The sequence below is a fragment of the Streptomyces hokutonensis genome (assembly GCF_042751305.1).
Lineage (GTDB): Bacteria > Actinomycetota > Actinomycetes > Streptomycetales > Streptomycetaceae > Streptomyces > Streptomyces hokutonensis_A.
Genome location: NZ_JBHYWD010000011.1, coordinates 94240 through 112571, shown reverse-complemented (window position 1 = coordinate 112571; position 18332 = coordinate 94240). Strand labels below are relative to the sequence as shown.

18 protein-coding genes are annotated in these 18332 nt (G+C 69.7%); 6 read left to right on the top strand and 12 right to left on the bottom strand.

Features of this window, described 5'->3' with window-relative positions; all coding sequences use genetic code 11:
- Positions 1-69: 69 nt before the first annotated feature.
- Positions 70-357 (top strand): DUF6332 family protein, encoded by a 288-nt coding sequence (locus tag ACFXC1_RS27920; protein ID WP_381247159.1) that lies wholly within the window; start codon positions 70-72, stop codon positions 355-357.
- On the opposite strand, the gene ACFXC1_RS27915 is transcribed toward ACFXC1_RS27920, so the two are convergent.
- From ACFXC1_RS27915 to ACFXC1_RS27905, 3 genes are all read right to left on the bottom strand, one after another.
- Complete coding sequence (locus ACFXC1_RS27915) at positions 318-983, bottom strand: response regulator (protein ID WP_381247156.1); 666 nt, start codon at positions 981-983, stop codon at positions 318-320. The genes ACFXC1_RS27920 and ACFXC1_RS27915 overlap by 40 nt on opposite strands.
- Positions 980-2200: a sensor histidine kinase gene (locus ACFXC1_RS27910; RefSeq protein WP_381247153.1), complete on the bottom strand. Its 1221-nt coding sequence runs from the start codon at positions 2198-2200 to the stop codon at positions 980-982. Before ACFXC1_RS27910 ends, ACFXC1_RS27915 begins: the two co-directional genes overlap by 4 nt.
- Before the next feature lie 87 nt (positions 2201-2287).
- Positions 2288-2980: a TetR/AcrR family transcriptional regulator gene (locus ACFXC1_RS27905; RefSeq protein ID WP_381247150.1), complete on the bottom strand. Its 693-nt coding sequence runs from the start codon at positions 2978-2980 to the stop codon at positions 2288-2290.
- Between the two features lie 167 nt (positions 2981-3147).
- Between ACFXC1_RS27905 and ACFXC1_RS27900 the strand changes: the two genes are divergently transcribed.
- Complete coding sequence (locus ACFXC1_RS27900) at positions 3148-3597, top strand: nitroreductase family deazaflavin-dependent oxidoreductase (RefSeq protein WP_019069471.1); 450 nt, start codon at positions 3148-3150, stop codon at positions 3595-3597.
- Between the two features lie 8 nt (positions 3598-3605).
- Here ACFXC1_RS27900 and ACFXC1_RS27895 read toward each other — a convergent pair whose 3' ends face one another.
- Positions 3606-4856 (bottom strand): geranylgeranyl reductase family protein, encoded by a 1251-nt coding sequence (locus tag ACFXC1_RS27895; protein ID WP_381247147.1) that lies wholly within the window; start codon positions 4854-4856, stop codon positions 3606-3608.
- A gap of 132 nt (positions 4857-4988) precedes the next feature.
- On the opposite strand from ACFXC1_RS27895, the gene ACFXC1_RS27890 reads away from it, so the two are divergent.
- Genes ACFXC1_RS27890 through ACFXC1_RS27880 form a run of 3 tightly spaced genes read left to right on the top strand, consistent with a single transcriptional unit; the run spans position 4989 to position 7716 of the window.
- A complete protein-coding gene (locus tag ACFXC1_RS27890; protein WP_381247144.1) occupies positions 4989-6344 on the top strand; it encodes a dipeptidase in 1356 nt (451 codons plus the stop codon).
- An 8-nt stretch (positions 6345-6352) separates the two neighbouring features.
- A complete protein-coding gene (locus ACFXC1_RS27885) occupies positions 6353-6649 on the top strand; it encodes a DUF1905 domain-containing protein (RefSeq protein ID WP_381247142.1) in 297 nt (98 codons plus the stop codon).
- Positions 6650-6663: 14 nt separating this feature from the next.
- Positions 6664-7716: a protein kinase family protein gene (locus ACFXC1_RS27880; protein ID WP_381247140.1), complete on the top strand. Its 1053-nt coding sequence runs from the start codon at positions 6664-6666 to the stop codon at positions 7714-7716.
- On the opposite strand, the gene ACFXC1_RS27875 is transcribed toward ACFXC1_RS27880, so the two are convergent.
- The 8 genes from ACFXC1_RS27875 to ACFXC1_RS27840 all read right to left on the bottom strand — a co-directional run bounded on the left by ACFXC1_RS27875 (position 7689) and on the right by ACFXC1_RS27840 (position 16339).
- Complete coding sequence (locus ACFXC1_RS27875) at positions 7689-8759, bottom strand: ABC transporter ATP-binding protein (RefSeq protein WP_381247137.1); 1071 nt, start codon at positions 8757-8759, stop codon at positions 7689-7691. The two genes, ACFXC1_RS27880 and ACFXC1_RS27875, sit on opposite strands and share 28 nt — an antisense overlap.
- Positions 8756-9874, bottom strand: a complete 1119-nt coding sequence (locus tag ACFXC1_RS27870) for an ABC transporter ATP-binding protein (RefSeq protein WP_463294369.1) — start codon at positions 9872-9874, stop codon at positions 8756-8758. The genes ACFXC1_RS27875 and ACFXC1_RS27870 overlap by 4 nt, the downstream gene beginning before the upstream one ends.
- The gene (locus ACFXC1_RS27865) at positions 9871-10791 is read right to left on the bottom strand and encodes an ABC transporter permease (RefSeq protein ID WP_381247135.1); all 921 of its coding nucleotides are present in this window, start codon (positions 10789-10791) and stop codon (positions 9871-9873) included. Before ACFXC1_RS27865 ends, ACFXC1_RS27870 begins: the two co-directional genes overlap by 4 nt.
- Complete coding sequence (locus ACFXC1_RS27860; RefSeq protein ID WP_381247132.1) at positions 10784-11770, bottom strand: ABC transporter permease; 987 nt, start codon at positions 11768-11770, stop codon at positions 10784-10786. The genes ACFXC1_RS27865 and ACFXC1_RS27860 overlap by 8 nt, the downstream gene beginning before the upstream one ends.
- A 121-nt stretch (positions 11771-11891) precedes the next feature.
- Positions 11892-13709 carry an ABC transporter family substrate-binding protein gene (locus ACFXC1_RS27855; protein WP_381247130.1) on the bottom strand — a complete coding sequence of 606 codons (1818 nt, stop codon included), beginning with the start codon at positions 13707-13709 and terminating at the stop codon, positions 11892-11894.
- 250 nt (positions 13710-13959) lie between these two features.
- Positions 13960-15003: an NUDIX hydrolase gene (locus ACFXC1_RS27850; RefSeq protein ID WP_381247127.1), complete on the bottom strand. Its 1044-nt coding sequence runs from the start codon at positions 15001-15003 to the stop codon at positions 13960-13962.
- A 139-nt stretch (positions 15004-15142) separates the two neighbouring features.
- Positions 15143-15337 (bottom strand): hypothetical protein, encoded by a 195-nt coding sequence (locus ACFXC1_RS27845; RefSeq protein ID WP_019069460.1) that lies wholly within the window; start codon positions 15335-15337, stop codon positions 15143-15145.
- A gap of 30 nt (positions 15338-15367) precedes the next feature.
- Entirely contained in the window at positions 15368-16339 is a 972-nt protein-coding gene (locus ACFXC1_RS27840) for a TIGR01777 family oxidoreductase (RefSeq protein WP_381247124.1), read from the bottom strand.
- Between the two features lie 188 nt (positions 16340-16527).
- Between ACFXC1_RS27840 and ACFXC1_RS27835 the strand changes: the two genes are divergently transcribed.
- A partial coding sequence (locus ACFXC1_RS27835; protein ID WP_463294364.1) for an NEW3 domain-containing protein occupies positions 16528-18332 on the top strand: 1805 nt, incomplete at its 3' end.

Sequence of the window (18332 nt, the reverse complement as noted above, 5' to 3'; positions counted from 1 at the left end):
ACGCCTCCCCGAGTGTGCGCCCGGCGGAGCCGATTGCTCCGTCGGGCGCACACGTGTGAGACTCGTGGGATGAGCATGACCGGGGGACGGCGCACACAGGCCGAGCGGGACGCGATGACCGTCGAGATCGGGTACGCGCTGGTCAGCGCGGTGTTCGCGGCTGTCGTCGTGTTCGGGGCGGTCGCCGGTCCGGTGTGGCTGTTCGCGCTGCCGGGCACGGTGGAGGCAGTGCTGACATGGGCGGGGCTCGTGCTGCTGCCCGTCGTGTTCTTCGTGCGCGTGGCGACCGTGCTGTACCGCTATCGGCAGGCGGCGGGTCAGCCCAGCCAGCCGGGGCGGACCAACCCCGACTCGTAGGCCAGCACGACCAGTTGGGCCCGGTCCCGGGCGCCCAGCTTCACCATCGTGCGGCTGACATGGGTCTTCGCGGTGAGCGGGCTGACGACCAGGCGACGGGCGATCTCCTCGTTCGAGAGGCCGATGCCGACCAGGGCCATCACCTCCCGTTCCCGCTCGGTGAGTTGGGTGAGGGCGTCGGCCGTCGCCGGTTCCTTGGAGCGGGCCGCGAACTCGGCGATCAGCCGGCGGGTCACTCCGGGGGACAGCAGTGCGTCGCCGTCGACCACCGCCCTTACGGCGCGCAGGAGTTCGTCCGGTTCGGTGTCCTTGACCAGGAAGCCGGAGGCGCCGGAGCGGATCGCCTCGAAGACGTACTCGTCGAGTTCGAAGGTGGTCAGCATGACGACCTTCACGTCCTTGAAGTCGCCGTTCGCGGTGATACGCCGGGTGGCCGCAAGGCCGTCGAGCAGCGGCATGCGGATGTCCATCAGGACGACATCCGGGCGCAGTTCGCCCACCCTGCGCACCGCCTCCTCACCGTCGGAGGCCTCGCCCGCGACCTCGATGTCCGGCTGCGCGTCCAGCAGCGCCTTGAACCCGGCGCGGACCAGCGACTGGTCGTCGGCGAGCAGTACCCGGATCACCGGTCGTCCTCCTTCGGTGTGACCTTCAACGGCAGTACGGCGAGCACCCGGAAGCCCCCGTCCGGGCGCGGGCCCGCCTCGATGGTGCCACCGAGCGCGGCGGCCCGCTCCCGCATCCCGGCCAGCCCGTTGCCGCTGCCCCCGGCCTCCGCACCGGTCGCGGGCCCGTCGTCGTCGACGCGCAGCCGCAGCTCCCGGGCATCGTGGTCGACGTGCACGCGCGCGTGCCGAGAACCCGAGTGCCGTACGACATTGGTGAGGGCCTCCTGGACGACGCGGAAGGCGGCGAGGTCGATGCCGGGCGGGAGGCGGGGCGGCGTTCCCTCGACCTCCACCGCGAGGCCCGCGCTCGCCGCCTGCTGCACCAGTTCGGGCAGCCGGTCGAGGCCGGGGGCCGGGGCCCGGGGCGCGTCGCCGGGGGTGCGCAGGCTGTCCAGGACCTGGCGGACCTCGCCGAGCGCCTCCTTGCTGGCGGCCTTGATGGTGGTCAGGGCCGTACGGGCCTGCTCGGGGTCGGAGTCGAGGAGCGCGAGGCCGACGCCCGCCTGGACGTTGATGACGGAGATGCTGTGCGCGAGGACGTCGTGCAGTTCGCGGGCCATCCGCAGCCGCTCCTCGTCGGCGCGGCGGCGGGCCGCCTCGGCGCGCTCGGCCCGCTCGCGGACCCACTGGTCGCGGCGGGTGCGGGCCAGTTCGGAGATCGCGGCGACGGCCACCAGCCAGGTGGCGACGGCCAGTTCACGGCCCCAGGGCATCGCGTGGTCGTGCTGCGGGGGCAGCCACCGGTAGAGCCAGTGCGCGATCAGGAGGTGCGAAACCCAGAGCGCGCCGAGCGCGGTCCACGCCGCCCAGCGGCGCCCGGCGACAACAGCGCCGAAGCAGCCGAGCGCGACGGGCAGGAACACGGGGCCGTACGGGTATCCGGCACCGAAATAGAGCACGGCGGCCAGCACGGTCCCGAAGGCCACCGCTACGGGGTAGCGGTGGCGCCACAGGAGCAGCACCGAGCCGAAGATGAGCAGCACGCGCGCGTAGGGGTCGAGTGGGACGCGATCGGGCTGGCTGTGCGAGGCGAAGCTGCTGCCGATCAGCACGACCACGGTGACCAGCAGCGTGGAGCGCCACGGCCACCGCGTCGGAGCCGACGCCCCGTCCCACGGCGGTCCGTGGCGCCACCACTGGGGCGGTCCTGCGCCGCGTACGCGCTGCTCGTCCATGCACGTCACGCTAGACGCCGAGCGGCGCCGGGGGCGTCAGCCGGACGGGGTGATCACGCGTACTTCCCCGGGAGTACGTCCCCCAGGTCAGCCTTCCGTGAGCCCCACCCCGAGCGCGAGGCGTCGTACCGCGTGGTTGAAGAACTGCTCGCGGTCCTCGACGACGCGGTGGAACTGGCCGAAGAGTTCGAAGCTGACCAGGCCGTAGGCCTCGGCCAGGGCCGCGACGAGGGCGATGGCCGACCCGCGCGGGAGGCCGCCGGCGAAGTCCGCGATCATGCGGTCCGCCTCGGGGTGCAGGCCGGGCGGGAGCGGGGGCTCGGTGAGGGTGCCGGCCCGGTGGGCGTCCTGGACGGCGCCGATGGCGAGGAGGGCGACGCGGGCGGCGGACGGGACGGTCGTCTCGGGGGCGACATACCCGGGGACCGGTGAGCCGTAGATCAGCGCGTACTCGTGCGGGTTCGCGAGGGCCCAGGTGCGCACCGCCTCGCACACGGTCGTCCAGCGGAGCAGCGGGGCGGCGTCGGCGACTTCGGAGTGCGCGGTCTCCGCGGCCTCGCCCAGGGAGTCGTACGCGTCGATGATGAGAGCGGTCAGCAGGTCGTCGCGGCTGGGGAAGTACCGGTACAGGGCGGAGGAGACCATGCCCAGTTCACGGGCCACTGCGCGCAGCGAGAGCTTCGCGGCGCCTTCGGCGGCGAGCTGTCTGCGCGCCTCGTCCTTGATGGCCGCGGTGACCTCGATCCTGGCTCGGGCGCGGGCGCCTTGTGTGGTGCTCATACGGGCAAGTGTGGCATGGATCCAGATCAGTGCACACAAACGAGAGCGGCGAACAAAAAAGAGAGCACCGCTCTTGCAATGGATCGCCGAACCGGTGCAGACTGTTCCCGAGAGCGAGAGCAGTGCTCACAAAAGGGAGCCGCGCTCTCCGAAACCCAGGAGTCGTCATGAGCACGCATGTCCAGAAGCCCGGCTGGTTCACGGTCAACGTCTTCAACCGCGCCGTCGCCTGGTTCACCCGCCGCGGCCTCAGTGTCTGGGGTTCACGGGTGCTGGCGGTCCGCGGCCGCAAGAGCGGCGAGTGGCGGACCACCCCCGTGAACCTGCTGACGGTGGACGGCCAGCAGTACCTCGTCGCCCCGCGCGGGCACGTCCAGTGGACGCACAACATGCGCGCGGCGGGCGGCGGCGAGCTGCGGCTCGGCAAGAAGGTGGACGTGTTCACCGCGACCGAGGTCACCGGCGACGACAAGGTGCCGCTGCTGCGCGCCTACCTCAAGCGCTGGAAGGCCGAGGTCGGCGTGTTCTTCGGAGGAGTCGGCCCCGACTCCTCCGACGACGAACTGCGCCGGATCGCCCCCGACCACCCCGTCTTCCACGTCACGGTCAGGAGCTGACCTCGCGGTCAGGAGCCGGCCTCACCCTCCGCGGATTCCACCGGCTCCGCGGTCCTGCGGTCGAAGGCGGTCAGCGCGCGCTGCGCCATCGGGTGGCTGCGCACCAGCTCGCCCAGCGTCGTCGAACCCCGGGTGATGTCCATGAAGGCCTTCCAGGCCGGCCGGAAGCCGGTGAGGGCGGCGTGGAACAGTCCGGGGCGCCGCTCGAAGGCCGCGAGCATGGTCTTGCCGACGCTCATCTCCACGCCGAGCCCCGCCTTGATCGCGAACGCGTAGTTCAGCGCCTGGCGGCGGGTGTCCACGGCGTCGTGCGCCTCGGCGATCCGCACCGCCCACTCCCCCGCGAGCCGTCCCGAGCGCAGCGCGAACGAGATGCCCTCCCGGGTCCACGGCTCCAGGAGTCCCGCCGCGTCCCCGCAGACCAGCACCCGCCCGCGCGAGAGCGGCGAGTCGTCCGCCCGGCAGCGGGTCAAGTGCCCGGAGGAGATGCTCGGTTCGAAGCCGGCGAGGCCGAGCCGGGCGATGAAGTCCTCCAAGTACCGCTTGGTGGCGGCGCCTTCACCGCGCGCGGAGATCACTCCGACCGTGAGCGTGTCCCCCTTCGGGAAGACCCAGCCGTAACTCCCGGGCATCGGGCCCCAGTCGATGAGCACCCGCCCCTTCCAGTCCTCGGCGACGGTCTCCGGCACCGGGATCTCCGCCTCCAGGCCCAGGTCCACCTGGTCGGTCTTGACCCCGACGTGTGCTCCTATGCGGCTGGCACTGCCGTCGGCGCCGACGACGGCCCGCGCGAGGACCGTCTCGCCGCCACTCAGCACCACGGCGACCGTACGGCGGTCCGGCACCGCCGAGCCGTGCTGCTCGACTCGTGTCACCGTGACGCCGGTGCGCAGGTCGGCGCCCGCCTTCTGCGCGTGCTCGACGAGCTGCTGGTCGAACTCGGGCCGGTTGATCAGCCCGAACAGCATCTGCCGGGACCGGCGGGTGCGGGTGAAACGCCCGTTGTTAGAGAACGTTATGGCGTGCACCCGGTCCTTCAACGGCAGGTCGAAGCCGGGTGGCAGGGAGTCCCGCGAGGGGCCGATGATGCCGCCGCCGCACGTCTTGTAGCGGGGCAACTCGGCTTTCTCCAGCAACAGCACACGCCGTCCCGCGACGGCCGCCGCATAGGCGGCCGAGGCCCCCGCGGGTCCCGCGCCCACCACGACGACGTCCCACACCCGCTGCACGTCGTCCGCCGAAGAGTTCTCGCTGCTCACGATGGTCTACTGCTCCCGATCAAGCCGCTGCCGCACCTGTCCCCCGCATCCTACGGCGGACATCGCCACAGGCCGTTGTGGGAGGATCGACGGCATCATTCGTACAACGTCGCACCCACAAGGAGCGTGCCCATGTCGTCGAATCCGGTCGCCGAGACCGTCGCCTCGCTGATGCCCAGGGCAAGAACTGAGCTCGGCGAGCTGGTGGCCTTCAAGTCGGTGGCGGACTTCGACCAGTTCCCGAAGAGCGAGAGCGAGGGCGCCGCGAACTGGGTCGCCGACGCGCTGCGCACCGACGGTTTCCAGGACGTGGCCCTGCTCGACACCCCCGACGGCACACAGTCGGTCTACGGCTACCTGCCCGGCCCCGAGGGCGCGAAGACCGTGCTCCTGTACGCCCACTACGACGTACAGCCCCCGCTCGACGAGTCCGCCTGGACGACCCCGCCCTTCGAACTGACCGAGCGCGACGGCCGCTGGTACGGGCGCGGTGCCGCCGACTGCAAGGGCGGCCTGATCATGCACCTGCTCGCCCTGCGCGCCCTCAAGGCCAACGGCGGCATCCCGGTGCACGTCAAGGTGATCGCCGAGGGCTCGGAGGAGCAGGGCACCGGCGGCCTGGAGCGGTATGCCGAGGAACACCCCGAACTCCTGGCCGCCGACACCATCGTGATCGGCGACACGGGAAACTTCCGCCTCGGCCTGCCCACCGTCACCTCGACCCTGCGCGGCATGACCCTGGTGCGCGTCCAGATCGACACCCTCGAAGGCAACCTGCACTCGGGCCAGTTCGGCGGCGCCGCGCCCGACGCGCTCGCCGCGCTGATCCGCGTCCTGGACTCGCTGCGCGCCAAGGACGGCTCGACGACCGTCGACGGGCTCGCCGCCCACGCGACCTGGGACGGACTGTCGTACGACGAGGAGCAGTTCCGCCAGGACGCCAAGGTGCTGGACGGCGTCGAGCTGATCGGTTCCGACGCGGTCGCCGACCGCATCTGGGCGCGCCCGGCCGTCACGGTCCTCGGCATCGACTGCCCGCCGGTCGTCGGCGCCACCCCCTCCGTGCAGGCCGGCGCCCGCGCGCTGGTCAGCCTCCGCGTCCCGCCGGGCGTCGACTCGACGGAGGCGACCAAGCTGCTCCAGGCCCACCTGGAGGCCCACACCCCGTGGGGCGCCCGCGTCAGCACCGAACAGATCGGCCAGGGCCAGCCCTTCAGCGCCGACACGACCAGCCCCGCGTACACGGCGATGGCCGACGCGATGGCGGTCGCCTACCCCGGCCAGGAGATGCAGTACGCCGGCCAGGGCGGCTCCATCCCGCTGTGCAACACCCTCGCCGCGCTCTACCCGCGGGCGGAGATCCTCCTCATCGGCCTCAGCGAGCCCGAGGCGCAGATCCACGCGGTCAACGAGAGCGTGTCCCCTGAGGAGTTGGAGCGGCTGTCGGTGGCTGAGGCGGTGTTCCTCCAGAACTACGCGGGCAGCTGAGCGCGTCCATGCGGTTCGTCTTCACCGGCCGGGTGATCGAGTGGCGCGGCCCCGCGCCGTACTACTTCGTCCCCGTGCCGGACGAGGAGTCGGCGGACATACGCGAGGTCGCCACCCTGGCCTCGTACGGCTGGGGAGTGATCCCCGTCGAGGCGCGGATCGGCGAAGCCGTGTTCACGACCTCGCTCTTCCCCAAGGACGGCGGCTACCTGCTGCCGCTCAAGAACGCGGTGCGGAAGCCGCGCGGTCTCGGCGCGGACGACGAGGTGACCGTGGAGATGACCGTCCGACTCGGCGCCGCCTGAACGAGGATGGGGGCATGTCCCGCACCGCGCGCCTCGCCGCCCACAGCGACATCGCCACGTCCCTCGCCCGCCTCTCCGACCACGAGCTCGCCGAACTGGTCGACGCGGCAACGCCGTTGGGGTCCGGCATCGGAGGGCGCTCGGCGCTGGTCGAGGTGGACGGCAGAAAGGTGTTCGTGAAGCGGATGCCGCTCACGGATGTGGAGCGGCGGGCGGAGAACGTACGGTCCACGGCCAATGTGTTCGGGGCGCCCGCCTACTGCCACTACGGCATCGGCGCGCTCCCCAGTCCGGGGTTCGGCGTCTGGCGGGAGCTGGCCGTCCACGAGATGACGACCAACTGGGTGCTGTCCGACCGGTTTGCGGGCTTCCCGCTGCTGCATCACTGGCGGGTCCTGCCCGACCCGGACCAGCCACTGCCCGACGAACTCGCCGACGTGGAGCGGACCGTGGCCTACTGGGGCACCGGACGTGAGCACATCGAGGCCCTGCGCACGGCGTCCGCGAGCCTGACGCTGTTCATGGAACACCTGCCGCACACCCTCCACGACTGGCTCCCCGGACAGCTGCGCGGCGACGCCCCCGACACTGCCTGCGCCCTCGTGGAGCAGGGCCTCGAAGCAGTCACCGGCTTCCTCCGCGAGCGGCAACTCCTGCACTTCGACGTCCACTTCGGGAACATCCTTACCGACGGGCAGCAGCTCTACCTCGCCGACTACGGCCTCGCCCTCTCCCCGCGCTTCCGGCTCGCCGCGGACGAACGCGACTTCTACGACAACCACCTTCACTACGACCGCGCCTACGCCTTCTCCTACCTGGTGCACTGGCTCGTGGTCGACCAATACGGCTACGGGCCGGGCGAACGCCTGGAGTTCATCCGCGCGTGCGCCGACGACGGCAAGCGGCCCGAGGGCATCCCCGAGGCCGCCGCCGAACTCATCTCCCGGTACGCCCAACTCGCCTTGACGGTGGGTGACTTCAACCGACGCTTCATGGACGAGTGCAGGCTGACGCCGTACCCGTCCGCCGAGGAACTCGGCTACAACAGCTCCACACTCTCCGCGTAGTGGCAGGCGACCGGGTTCCCCCCACCCCGGTCGACCAGCGCCGGCACCTCCTCCACGCAGGACGTACGTTCGCTCTCGGTCAGCTGGTTCGCGAACTTGGGGCAGCGCGTGCGGAAGCGGCAGCCGCTGGGCGGCCGAACCGGGCTGGGGACGTCGCCCTGGATGGTGATCCGCTTCCGGGCGCGTTCCTTGCGCGGGTCGGGCAGCGGGATGGCGGAGACCAGGGCCTGGGTGTACGGGTGCGCCGGGCGGGCGAAGAGCTGACGGGCGGGGGCGATCTCGACCAGGCGGCCCAGGTACATGACGGCCACCCGGCCGGCGACATGCCGCATCACCGACAGGTCGTGGGCGACGAACAGGAAGGACAGGCTCAGTTCGCTCTGCAGGTCCATCAGCAGGTTGAGGACGCCCGCCTGGATCGACACGTCGAGGGCCGACACCGGTTCGTCGAGGATGACGACCTTCGGGCGCAGCGCCAACGCCCTTGCGATGCCGATGCGTTGACGCTGGCCGCCGGAGAACTCGTGGGCGAAGCGGTTGCCGTGCTCGGGGTTGAGTCCGACCAGCCGCAGGAGTTCGCTCACCTCGGCGCCCGCCCCGGACCCGTACCGCCCGTGGATGCGCAGCGGTTCGGCGACGATCTCGTGGACGGTCATCCGGGGGTCGAGCGAGGCGTACGGGTCCTGGAAGACGATCTGCAACTCCCTTCGCAGGGGCCGTATCTGACGTCTGCTCAGCTCGGTGAGTTCATGCCCCTGATAGCGGACCTGGCCCGCGGTGGCCCGTTCCAGGCCGAGGACGGTTCGGGAGATCGTGGTCTTGCCGGAACCCGACTCCCCCACCAGGCCCAGGGTTTCGTTCTCGTAGAGGTCGAAGGAGACTCCGCAGACGGCGTGCACGTCACCCACGCGGCGGCGGACGACGCCCTTGGACATGACCGGGAAGTGCTTGACCAGGTCGCGGACTTGGAGGACCGGTTCGCCGGTGCCGCCGTGGCCGGGCAGCGGCGGCAGGGGGGTGTCGGCCTGCGCGGGCGCGGTCATACGGGGTCCTCCTCGGGGTTCGTGGCGGGCGCCGCGTCGGCGAAGCGGGCCAGGGCCTCGGTGTCCGCGCCGACCGCGTCGAAGACCTGATCGGCACCGGTGTCGACGAGTTCGTCGGCGAAGTGGCAGGCACTGAGGTGCAGGGCTCCGCCCGCCCTGCGCAGGACGGGTTCGTCGGTGTCGCACACGTCCCGGCGCATCGGGCAGCGGGGCGAGAAGGGGCAGCCGGGCGGCAGGTTGAGCAGGCTCGGCGGTGAGCCGGTGATGGGGGTGAGGCGTGCCTCCTCGCGGTCGAGGCGGGGCAGGGAGCCGAGCAGGCCCAGGGTGTAGGGCATGCGCGGGGTGTAGAAGATGTCCTCGACCGACCCCGTCTCCACTATCCGGCCGGCGTACATGACCGCGACCCGGTCGGTGTGGCCGGCCACCACACCGAGGTCGTGGGTGATGAGGACGAGGGCCGCGCCGGTCTCGGCGCGGGCGGTCTCCAGGGCTTCGAGGATCTGCGCCTGCACGGTGACGTCGAGGGCGGTGGTCGGCTCGTCGGCGATAATTACGTCCGGGTCGTTGGCCATGGCGATCGCGATGACGACGCGTTGGCGCATCCCGCCGGACATCTCGTGCGGGTAGCTGTCGACGCGCCGTTCGGGGCTGGGGATGCCGACGGTGCCGAGCAGTTCGATCGACCGTCTACGGGCGTCCTTGTGCTTCATCTCGGGGTTGTGGCGGAGCAGGGTCTCGCTGATCTGGTAGCCCACGTCGTAGACGGGGTTGAGGGAGGTCATCGGGTCCTGGAAGATCATCGCGATGCCGCTGCCGCGCAGGTCGGAGAGGCGCGCGTCGGACAGGCCGAGGAGTTCGGTGCCCTCGAAGCGGACCGAGCCGCGCACCTTGGCGCCGGTCGGCAGCAGTCCCATCACGGCGAGGGCGGTGACCGACTTCCCGGATCCCGACTCGCCGACGATACCCAGCGATTCGCCGCGGTCGAGCCGGTAGCCGACGCCGCGTACGGCCCGTACCGTCCCGTCCTCCGTGCCGAACTCCACGCTGAGGTCCTCGACTTCGAGCACGGCGGAGGTCACGGGGACCTCGCGCACTCCATGACTCGTGGTCGTCACTGTCGCACCCTTTGCTGCCGGGGGTCGAAGGCGTCGCGCAGTCCGTCGCCGATGAAGTTGATGGTCAGCGCGATGGCGATGATGAACGCGCCGGGGATGTAGAAGAGCCAGGGCCGGGTGTCGACCGCGGTCTGCGCCTGGGAGACCAGCAACCCCAGGGAGGTGTCGGGCGGTTGGACGCCGAAGCCCAGGAAGGAGAGCGCGGTCTCGGTGAGGATGCCGGTCGCCACCAGGATCGTCGCGTTGACGATGATCGGGCCGAGGGCGTTGGGCAGCAGATGCCGGAAGATGATCCGCACGTCGGAGGCGCCGAGCGCCCGCGCCGCCTCGATGAACTCCTTCTCGCGCAGCGACAGCACCGAGGAGCGCACCACCCGGGCCACGTACGCCCAGGTCAGTCCGGCGATCACGATGGCGATCCAGTACCAGGAGCCGCCGGTGCGCGAGGAGATGACCAGGGCGATCGCGAACAGGGGCAGCGTCAGCACGAGATCGGCGACGCGCATCATGACCGCGTCGACGATGCCCCGGTAGAAACCGGCGATGGCGCCCCAGATCGCGCCCACCAGGGTGGACCCGAGCGCGATCATGATGGCGATCTTGAGTGAGGTCTGGGTGCCGCGCATGACCTGTGCGTAGGCGTCGTATCCCGAGGAGTTGGTGCCGAACGGGTGCTTCCAGGACGGCGGTTTGGAGTTGTCCTCGGTGTACTTCTCGTACGAGTAGTGCCACAGGTGCGGGCCGATGAACGCCCACAGCACGATCAGCACGAACACGACCAGGCTGACCATCGCGGCGCGGTGCCGCACGAATCGGCGCAGCACCAGCTGGGTCTGGGTGCGTCGCCGTACGGTGAACTCGCGGTCGCGGGGCGGCAGTTGAGTGCCCGCTGATCCCGGTGCCTCGATGTCAGTCATAGCGGATCCTCGGGTCGAGTACGGCGTAGAGGAGATCGGCGATGAGGTTGAACCCGATGACGACGACGGCGGAGAGCAGCAGCCAGGCCATGGTGCGGTAGACGTCGAGCGTGGTCGCCGCCTGGACCAGCATCTCGCCCATGCCGTGCCACTGGAAGATCGTCTCCGTGATCACCGCGCCGCCCAGGATGATCGCGATGTCGAGCGCGGTGACGGTGGCCAGCGGGATGAGGGCGGTGCGCAGCGCGTGCCGGATCATCACCTTGCCGCGCCGAAGTCCCTTGGCGCGGGCGAGCCGTACGTAGTCGCTGTTGAGGACCTCCAGCATGGAGGCGCGGGTGTAGCGGGTCCAGGACGCGAAGGAGACCAGGGCGAGGGTGATGGTGGGCAGGATGAGGTGGCCCACGTGATCGGTGAACTGGTTCCAGGTGGTGTCGACTTCGAGGTACGGGGACTTCTCGCCGATGGTGCCGAGGAACTGGCTGCCGGTCTTCTCGTTGAACCAGATTCCGGCCTGCTTGAGCAGGACCGCGAACCAGAACACCGGCATGGCGAGGAACAGGAAGCCGAAGAAGGTGATGGTGTAGTCGGCGGCGGAGTACTGGCGGATGGCGCTGAACACGCCGAAGACGACGGCCATGATCAGCGCGAGGATCATCGCGGCGGCGACCAGGGTGATGGTCACCTTGAACCGGGTGAACAGGTCGTGCCCGATGTCCAGGTTGGCCTGCACGGACGGGCCGAAGTCGCCGTGCAGGACGCCGGTGATCCAGTTCCAATAGCGTTCCATCACCGGCTGGTTGGCGTGGATGTGCCGGGCGAAGGCGGCCACCGCCGCCTTGCTGGGGGCGGGTTGGCGTGAGGTGGCGAAATTGGCCACCGGGTCGCCGGAGTTGACGACGACGAGGAACACGATGAACGTCGAGACGATGAGGACGGGTATGGAGACGAGGATGCGGCGCACGGTGTAGGCGAGCATGCGGTCTTCTCTCGGAGGCCGGCGGTTCGGGGATGCCGTCCCTGGTCGGGGCCCGGCCCCGGTGTCGCCGGGGCCGGGCTCGACGGGCGTGCCGGTGGAGCTGTTCTCCCAGGCTGTGGGGCTACTTCTTCAGGCCCCACTCGCCGGTGTTGTACGCCGGGCCCACGTTCGTGGCGTTGTTCCGCATGTTCACGAACCGCGTCTGCACGGCGAGGAACGTCGGCTTCTGGTACAGCGGCAGGACGTAGGCGTCGTTCACCATGAGCTGGTCGGCCTGGTTGAGCAGGGCCGCGGCCTTGGTCGCGTCCGTCTCGCCCACGGCCTGGGAGATCATGGAGTCGGCCGTCTTGTTGCTGTAGCCGCCGAAGTTGCCGCCACCGCCGGTGAACCAGTTCTGCTGGGCGTTGCTGGTCGGGAACGGTGCCGCGACCCACGCGAACACGATGATGTCGTACTGGTGCCCCGCGAGGACCGTGCCGAGGTCGGCGGCGCCGATCGGCTTGATGGTGACCTTGATGCCGAGGCTCGCCAGGTTGCTCTGCAGGATCTGGCACTCGCTCTGCCGGATCTGGTTGCCGGTGGTGTAACGGCAGTTGAAGGGTCCGACGGCCTTGCCGTCCGGCGTCTTCAACGCCGTGCCCACCCCGGTGAACTTGGCGTCCGTGAGGTACTTCTTGGCCTTGGTCAGATCGCCCGACCCCTGGCCGGTGCTGGTGACCAGGTCCTTGTAACCGGCCTGCCCGGGAACGAAGTTGTGGCTGCCGAGCGGCTTCACGGCCGGGTCGAACTGACCGACCGTCTTGGCGATGATGTCCTTGATGTTGATCGCGGTGAACATCGCCTGCCGGAGCGCCAGATACTTGCCGATCACCGGGTTGTGCAGGTTCAGGTCGAAGTGCTCCCAGGTCAGACCGTTGCCGATGGTGTAGGTGACGCCGGGGATGTCCTTGACCTGGTTGACCAGGTCCACCTCGGGCTGCGGGTAGATGCCCTGAACCTCGTTGTTCTTCAACGCTGTTGGCTCTTGGGTGGCGTCCGAGATCACCTTGAAGATCAGCCGCTGGAGGGTCGCCTTCTTCGCACCGGTCCACTTGGGGTCGGGCACGTAGGTGGCGTGGTCGTTGTCGACCCACTGCTGCATCTTGTAGGCGCCCGCGGTTGGGTACTTGGTGGGCGGCGTCTTCAGGAAGTACTGCCAGGCCTGCGCCATCTGCGTGGCCGTCATGGCGGCGGCGTCACCGGCCTTGGCGCCGGAGATCTTCTCGGCGGTGTGGGCCGGGTAGAGCGGATAGCCCCCGCCGAACAGCGACTTCCAGTCCGAGTACGACTTGGACATCACCATGGTGAAGGTCTTGCCGTTGTCGGACGGCGTGATGGACTTGATCCGGTCGTAGCCCGCGGTGCTCTGGGGCAGGCAGCCCTTGGTCTGCGTGGAGTCGCTGGCGGGCGGCGGCGGACAGTCCTTGCCGTCGTTGGTGCGCCAGTAGTAGACGAAGTCGTCGGCGGTTATGGGCGTCCCGTCGTTCCACGCCGCCTTGGGGTTGATCTTGTAGACGATGGTCTGCGGGCTGGTGCTGGTCTGCGTCGCCGAGGTCACCAGGTCGGTGTTCAGAGTGACGGTGAAGTCCGGCTGGGGTATGAACACCTGAGGCAGGACGACCTCCATCGCCTCGGCGTTCTCGAAGGTGTTGCCGTTGACGTCCTGCACGTTCCACTGCTGGATGTTCTTCTCCAGCACATAGGTGAACGTTCCGCCGGACTTGGTGGCTGCCGAGTTGCAGGTGTTGGCCTTGCCCACGGTGTTGCAGGACGTGAGTCCGGCCGAGCTGCCCTTGCTCGGGCCGCCGCCCCCACCGCCGCTGCTGCAGGCGGTGAGCACCAGGGTGAGCCCGGCGGCGAGGGTGAGGGCCCGGGTGAGGGCCGAGGATGGCGCGCGCATGTTCCTCTCCTTCGACCGGCGAAATGTCCGGTCCCGTCGAGGCGGCCGACGGCCGCGAGAGAACTGAGCTGCGCAAAGACGTTAGAGCTCCGATGTACCTTCTTCACGTTCCTGTTCATACCGGGACGGCGACAATTCGCCCTCGCTTTGCTATCGGAATGACCCATGCCCCGCAAAATCGCCAGGTGGTGTCCCCGAAAAGGCAAAGTCCCGTTCAACATCGTTGATCAGACCGCAAATTGACGTGTCGTCACCCGAGCGGTACGCCCGCCTCCAGATACAGCGCGGCCCCGCGTTCCCGGGCCCGCAACGCCCACCGCAAACGCTCGTAGCGGACCGGCGGCAACAGGTCCGCGGCCTCCTGCTCACTGGCGAAGCACCAGCCGCGCAACTCCGGTCCGGGCAACAGCAGTCGGTCCGCCTCGGCGGCACCCAGCCGGCCACCGTCGAAGAGGAGGCGCAGGCCGCCGTAGCCGGGCGGAACGGGTGGCTCCCAGTCGACGACCAGCAGCCGGGGTACGTCGTCGAGGACGAGGCCGGTCTCCTCGGTGACCTCGCGCATGCCGGCCCGGGCGGGCGCCTCGCCGGATTCGACGACGCCACCGGGGAACTCCCAGCCGGCCTTGTAGGTCGGATCGACGAGGAGGACCCGGTCCTGCTCGTCGAAGAGGAGCACGCCGGCCGCGACGGTCTCGGAGGTGGGCTCCGGGGTCTGCACGATGTCGCAGACCGGGACGGTACCGCTGCCGACCGCGTCGGCGATCCGGCAGGCCGTCTCGTACGGGGTGAGGGCACTGGTGTCGACGAGATGAGCGTCGGCGGTGAGCCAGGAGGCGAGTGCGGCGCGGTACGGCTCGATGTGGTCGTACGCCCACTGCTGCATCCGCAGCTCGCCGTCGGGGAGGTCCGGTGGGATCTCCCGGCCGGCTATTCGCTCGCGCAGGATCGTTTCCGCCGGTGCAAGGAGAACATGCCGGACCGCGACCCGGCGGGCCGCGAGACCGCCGAAGATCTCGTCGCGGTACTCCTGGCGCAGCAGGGTCATCGGGACGACGAGGGTCCCGCCGAGTTCGGCGAGCATGGCGGCGGCCGTTTCGATCACGAGCCGTCGCCAGATCTGCAGGTCCTGGAAGTCGCCGACCTCCGCGAGGTGCTTGGCCGGGAGCAGGTTCGGAAGTGCCCCTCCGATGATCTCGGGGTCGAAGAACGTGCTGTTCGGGATCAGGTCGATCAGTTCCCGTGCGGTGGCGGTCTTGCCTGCACCGAACGCGCCGTTGATCCAGACGACGGTCACAGGTCCCCCTCTTCTGTTGGCCCCCTGAGGCTTGCCCGTTCCACCCTGCCACGGAAACCAGCCCCAGTTGAGAGCGCACATACGACGGCGCCGGTACCCCCTCCGACGAGGCACCGGCGCCGTTGGCTTTGGACCGGTATCAGCTGTTCTCTCCGAGGGCGCCCTCGTCGACGGCGAGGCTGCCGTCGCTGACGAGGTGGTCCATGGAACCCACGGTGTCCTTGACGTTGAGATCGCCGAGTACGTCGTGGTCGTGGGAGTGCGACGGAGTGATCGCGGCGACGACGAAACCGGTGGCGAGGGAGGCGATGGCCAGCATGCTGCGCTTCTTCATGCCCCGTTCAACTGAGGAAGCGCGCCGGGGTCACGCCCGGACCGGCCGCCGGGTGGAAACCGCTCCGCCGCGCGACCGTCGTACGAGATCCACGGCCGCCTCGGGCCACTGCGGATGGTCGAAGGTGAACCCCTCCGCGAGCAGCCGCCCCGGGACCACCCGCCGGCTCTTGAGCAGGAGTTCGGTGTCCGAGCGCAGCGCGAAGGCGCCCAGTTCGGCCATCCACTTCGTGGCGGGCAGGCCCACGGGGATGCCCCGGGCGGCGCGCAGGACGCGCATGAAGGCGCGTTGCGGGAGCGGCCCCGGGGCGGCGAGGTTGACCGGCCCGGCGATGTCGTCGCGCGCGACGAGGAACTCGACGGCACGGACGAAGTCCTGGTCGTGGATCCAGGAGACGTACTGGGCGCCGCCCGCGACCGGACCGCCGAGCCCCAGCCTTGCCAGCCCGAGCAGCACGTCGAAGACACCGCCCCGGTCGGGGCTCATCACCATGGCGGCGCGCAGGGCGACCTTGCGAGTGTGCGGGGTGTCGGCGCGCTCCTGCTCGCGCTCCCAGTTCCTGGCGATCTCGACGCTGTACGCCCAGTAGTCGGGGACGCCCGGTTCGGCGCCGCCGATCAGGCCGGTGGCCTCGTCGTTGGGGGCGTCGTAGCGATGGGCGTAGACGGTGGCCGTACTCATCTGCAGCCAGACGCGCGGCGGGTGCGCGGCGGCGGCGACGGCCTCGCCGACGACGCGGGTGGAGTGCACGCGCGAGTCCATCATGGCCTTGAGGTTGGCGGGGGTGTAGCGGCAACTGACGCTGCGGCCCGCCAGGTTGATGACGACGTCACTGCCGTCGATCTCCCGGGCCCAGGAGCCCAGGTGCTCACCGTCCCACCACACCTCGCCCTCGCGCTTCGGCCGCCTGGTGAGGACGACGACCTCGTGGCCCGCCTCGGTCAGGGCGCGGTCGAGGATCGCGCCCACCTGTCCCGTACCACCGGGAATGACGATCTTCACTGGGCTCCCCCTTCTGTTCGGGAGTGAGCCTAGCGCAGAAAGTTGAACGTGTTCAAAAGTCATGGGATGGAAAGTCGAACAATCAATACGCACCTCTTCCAACAGAGTTGGACACGTCCTAACGTAATCGCGCACATGGCACGCACAGGAAGTGATCCCATCTCTCGCCAGTCCGGAGGAAGGTCACCATGCGTCATCCCCACACCCGCACACCCCGCCGAAGAGTGGCAGGAGCGCTCGCAGCAGGACTGTTGTGCGCGGCGGGCCTCGCCGCTCCCGCGATCGCCGCTCCCGTACAGAACCCCGCCTCCCCCGCCCTGGCCGACGGTCAGGCGCTCACCCCTCCGATGGGCTTCAACAACTGGAACTCCACCAACTGCCGTGCCGAGTTCAACGAGTCCATGGTCGAGGGAATCGCGGACCTGTTCGTCGCAAAGGGCCTCAAGGCGGCCGGCTACCAGTACGTCAACCTCGACGACTGCTGGGCCCTGCCCTCCCGTGACGCCGACGGCCGGCTCGTCCCCGACCCGGTCCGCTTCCCGCACGGCATCAAGGCCGTCGCGGACTATGTGCACTCCAAGGGACTCAAGCTCGGCATCTACACCAGCGCGGGCACCAAGACCTGCAACGACGCCGGGTTCCCGGGCGGCCTGGGCCACGAGTACAGCGACGCGCGGCAGTTCGCCGACTGGGGCGTGGACTATCTGAAGTACGACAACTGCAACAACCAAGGCGTGGACGCCAAGTCGCGCTACACCACCATGCGCGACGCACTGAAGGCGACCGGCCGGCCCATCGTCTTCAGCATCTGCGAATGGGGCGAGAACAAGCCCTGGGAGTGGGCCTCGGACGTCGGTCACCTGTGGCGCACCACCGGTGACATCAGCGACAACTGGGGCTCGATGCTGTCGATCCTCAAGCAGAACCTCCCCCTCGCGCCGTACGCGGGACCCGGGCACTGGAACGACCCCGACATGCTGGAGGTCGGCAACGGCGGGATGACGGACACCGAGTACCGCTCCCACTTCTCGATGTGGTCGATCATGGCCGCACCGCTCCTCATCGGCTCGGACCTGCGCAAGGCGACCGACGCGACCTTCGACATCCTCGACAACAAGGAGGTCATCGCGGTCGACCAGGACCCGCTGGGCAAGCAGGGCAACGTTGTCACCTCCGAGGGCGGACGCTGGGTCGTCGCCAAGGAGATGAAGGACGGCAGCCGCACGGTCGCGCTCTTCAACGAGTCCGGCAGCGCCCAGCGCATCGCCACCACCGCCACGGCCGTCGGCCTCCCTAATGCCCGCGCCTACACCCTCCGCGACCTCTGGCAGCACAGGAGCTACAACACCGCGGGCACGATCTCCGCGACCGTCCCAGCCCACGGCACGGTCCTCGTACGGGTCGTCGCCGACCGTCAGTCGGTCAAGAACCCGCCCGCCGTCGAACTCGGCCTGGACAGCGCCCCGTTGGTCCAGGCGGCGACCGCGACCCCGCTCACGACGACGGTGACCGACCTCGGCCGTACGACCGCCGAGCGGGTCTCGGTGAGCCTGACCGGGCCCGCCGGATGGAAGGTGCGGGCCAAGTCGTCGACGACCGCCAAGGCCGTACGAACGGGCCGGACGCTGCGCACGAAGTGGACGGTGACGGCTCCCGCCGGGACGCCCACCGGGTCGTACGAACTTACGTTGAAGGCGAGTTACCGCTCACCGAGCGGTACGCGCGTCACCAGCACCCTGCCGTTCACCGCGTCCGTGGTGATCGCTCCCCCTGCGGGCACCTCGTACCTCGGTGACCTTCCGTGGATGTCAACGGCCAATGGCTGGGGGCCCGTTGAGCGCAACACGAGCAACGGGGAGAGCGCGGCCGGGGACGGTCATCCGATCACTCTCGGTGGAGTGGTGGGGGGGGGGGGGGGGGGGGGGGGGGGGGGGGGCGCGGGGGGGGGGGGGCGGGCGCCGGGGAGCGCGAGAGTGGAGGGCGGAGGGAGGGG

Coding starts and splice junctions, on each gene's coding strand:
- ACFXC1_RS27845 (WP_019069460.1), bottom strand. CDS start 15,337: ATGAAGAAGCGCAGCATGCTGGCCATCGCCTCCCTCGCCACCGGTTTC.
- ACFXC1_RS27890 (WP_381247144.1), top strand. CDS start 4,989: ATGTCGTCGAATCCGGTCGCCGAGACCGTCGCCTCGCTGATGCCCAGG.
- ACFXC1_RS27910 (WP_381247153.1), bottom strand. CDS start 2,200: ATGGACGAGCAGCGCGTACGCGGCGCAGGACCGCCCCAGTGGTGGCGC.
- ACFXC1_RS27900 (WP_019069471.1), top strand. CDS start 3,148: ATGAGCACGCATGTCCAGAAGCCCGGCTGGTTCACGGTCAACGTCTTC.
- ACFXC1_RS27860 (WP_381247132.1), bottom strand. CDS start 11,770: ATGCTCGCCTACACCGTGCGCCGCATCCTCGTCTCCATACCCGTCCTC.
- ACFXC1_RS27905 (WP_381247150.1), bottom strand. CDS start 2,980: ATGAGCACCACACAAGGCGCCCGCGCCCGAGCCAGGATCGAGGTCACC.
- ACFXC1_RS27855 (WP_381247130.1), bottom strand. CDS start 13,709: ATGCGCGCGCCATCCTCGGCCCTCACCCGGGCCCTCACCCTCGCCGCC.
- ACFXC1_RS27920 (WP_381247159.1), top strand. CDS start 70: ATGAGCATGACCGGGGGACGGCGCACACAGGCCGAGCGGGACGCGATG.
- ACFXC1_RS27885 (WP_381247142.1), top strand. CDS start 6,353: ATGCGGTTCGTCTTCACCGGCCGGGTGATCGAGTGGCGCGGCCCCGCG.
- ACFXC1_RS27880 (WP_381247140.1), top strand. CDS start 6,664: ATGTCCCGCACCGCGCGCCTCGCCGCCCACAGCGACATCGCCACGTCC.
- ACFXC1_RS27875 (WP_381247137.1), bottom strand. CDS start 8,759: ATGACCGCGCCCGCGCAGGCCGACACCCCCCTGCCGCCGCTGCCCGGC.
- ACFXC1_RS27865 (WP_381247135.1), bottom strand. CDS start 10,791: ATGACTGACATCGAGGCACCGGGATCAGCGGGCACTCAACTGCCGCCC.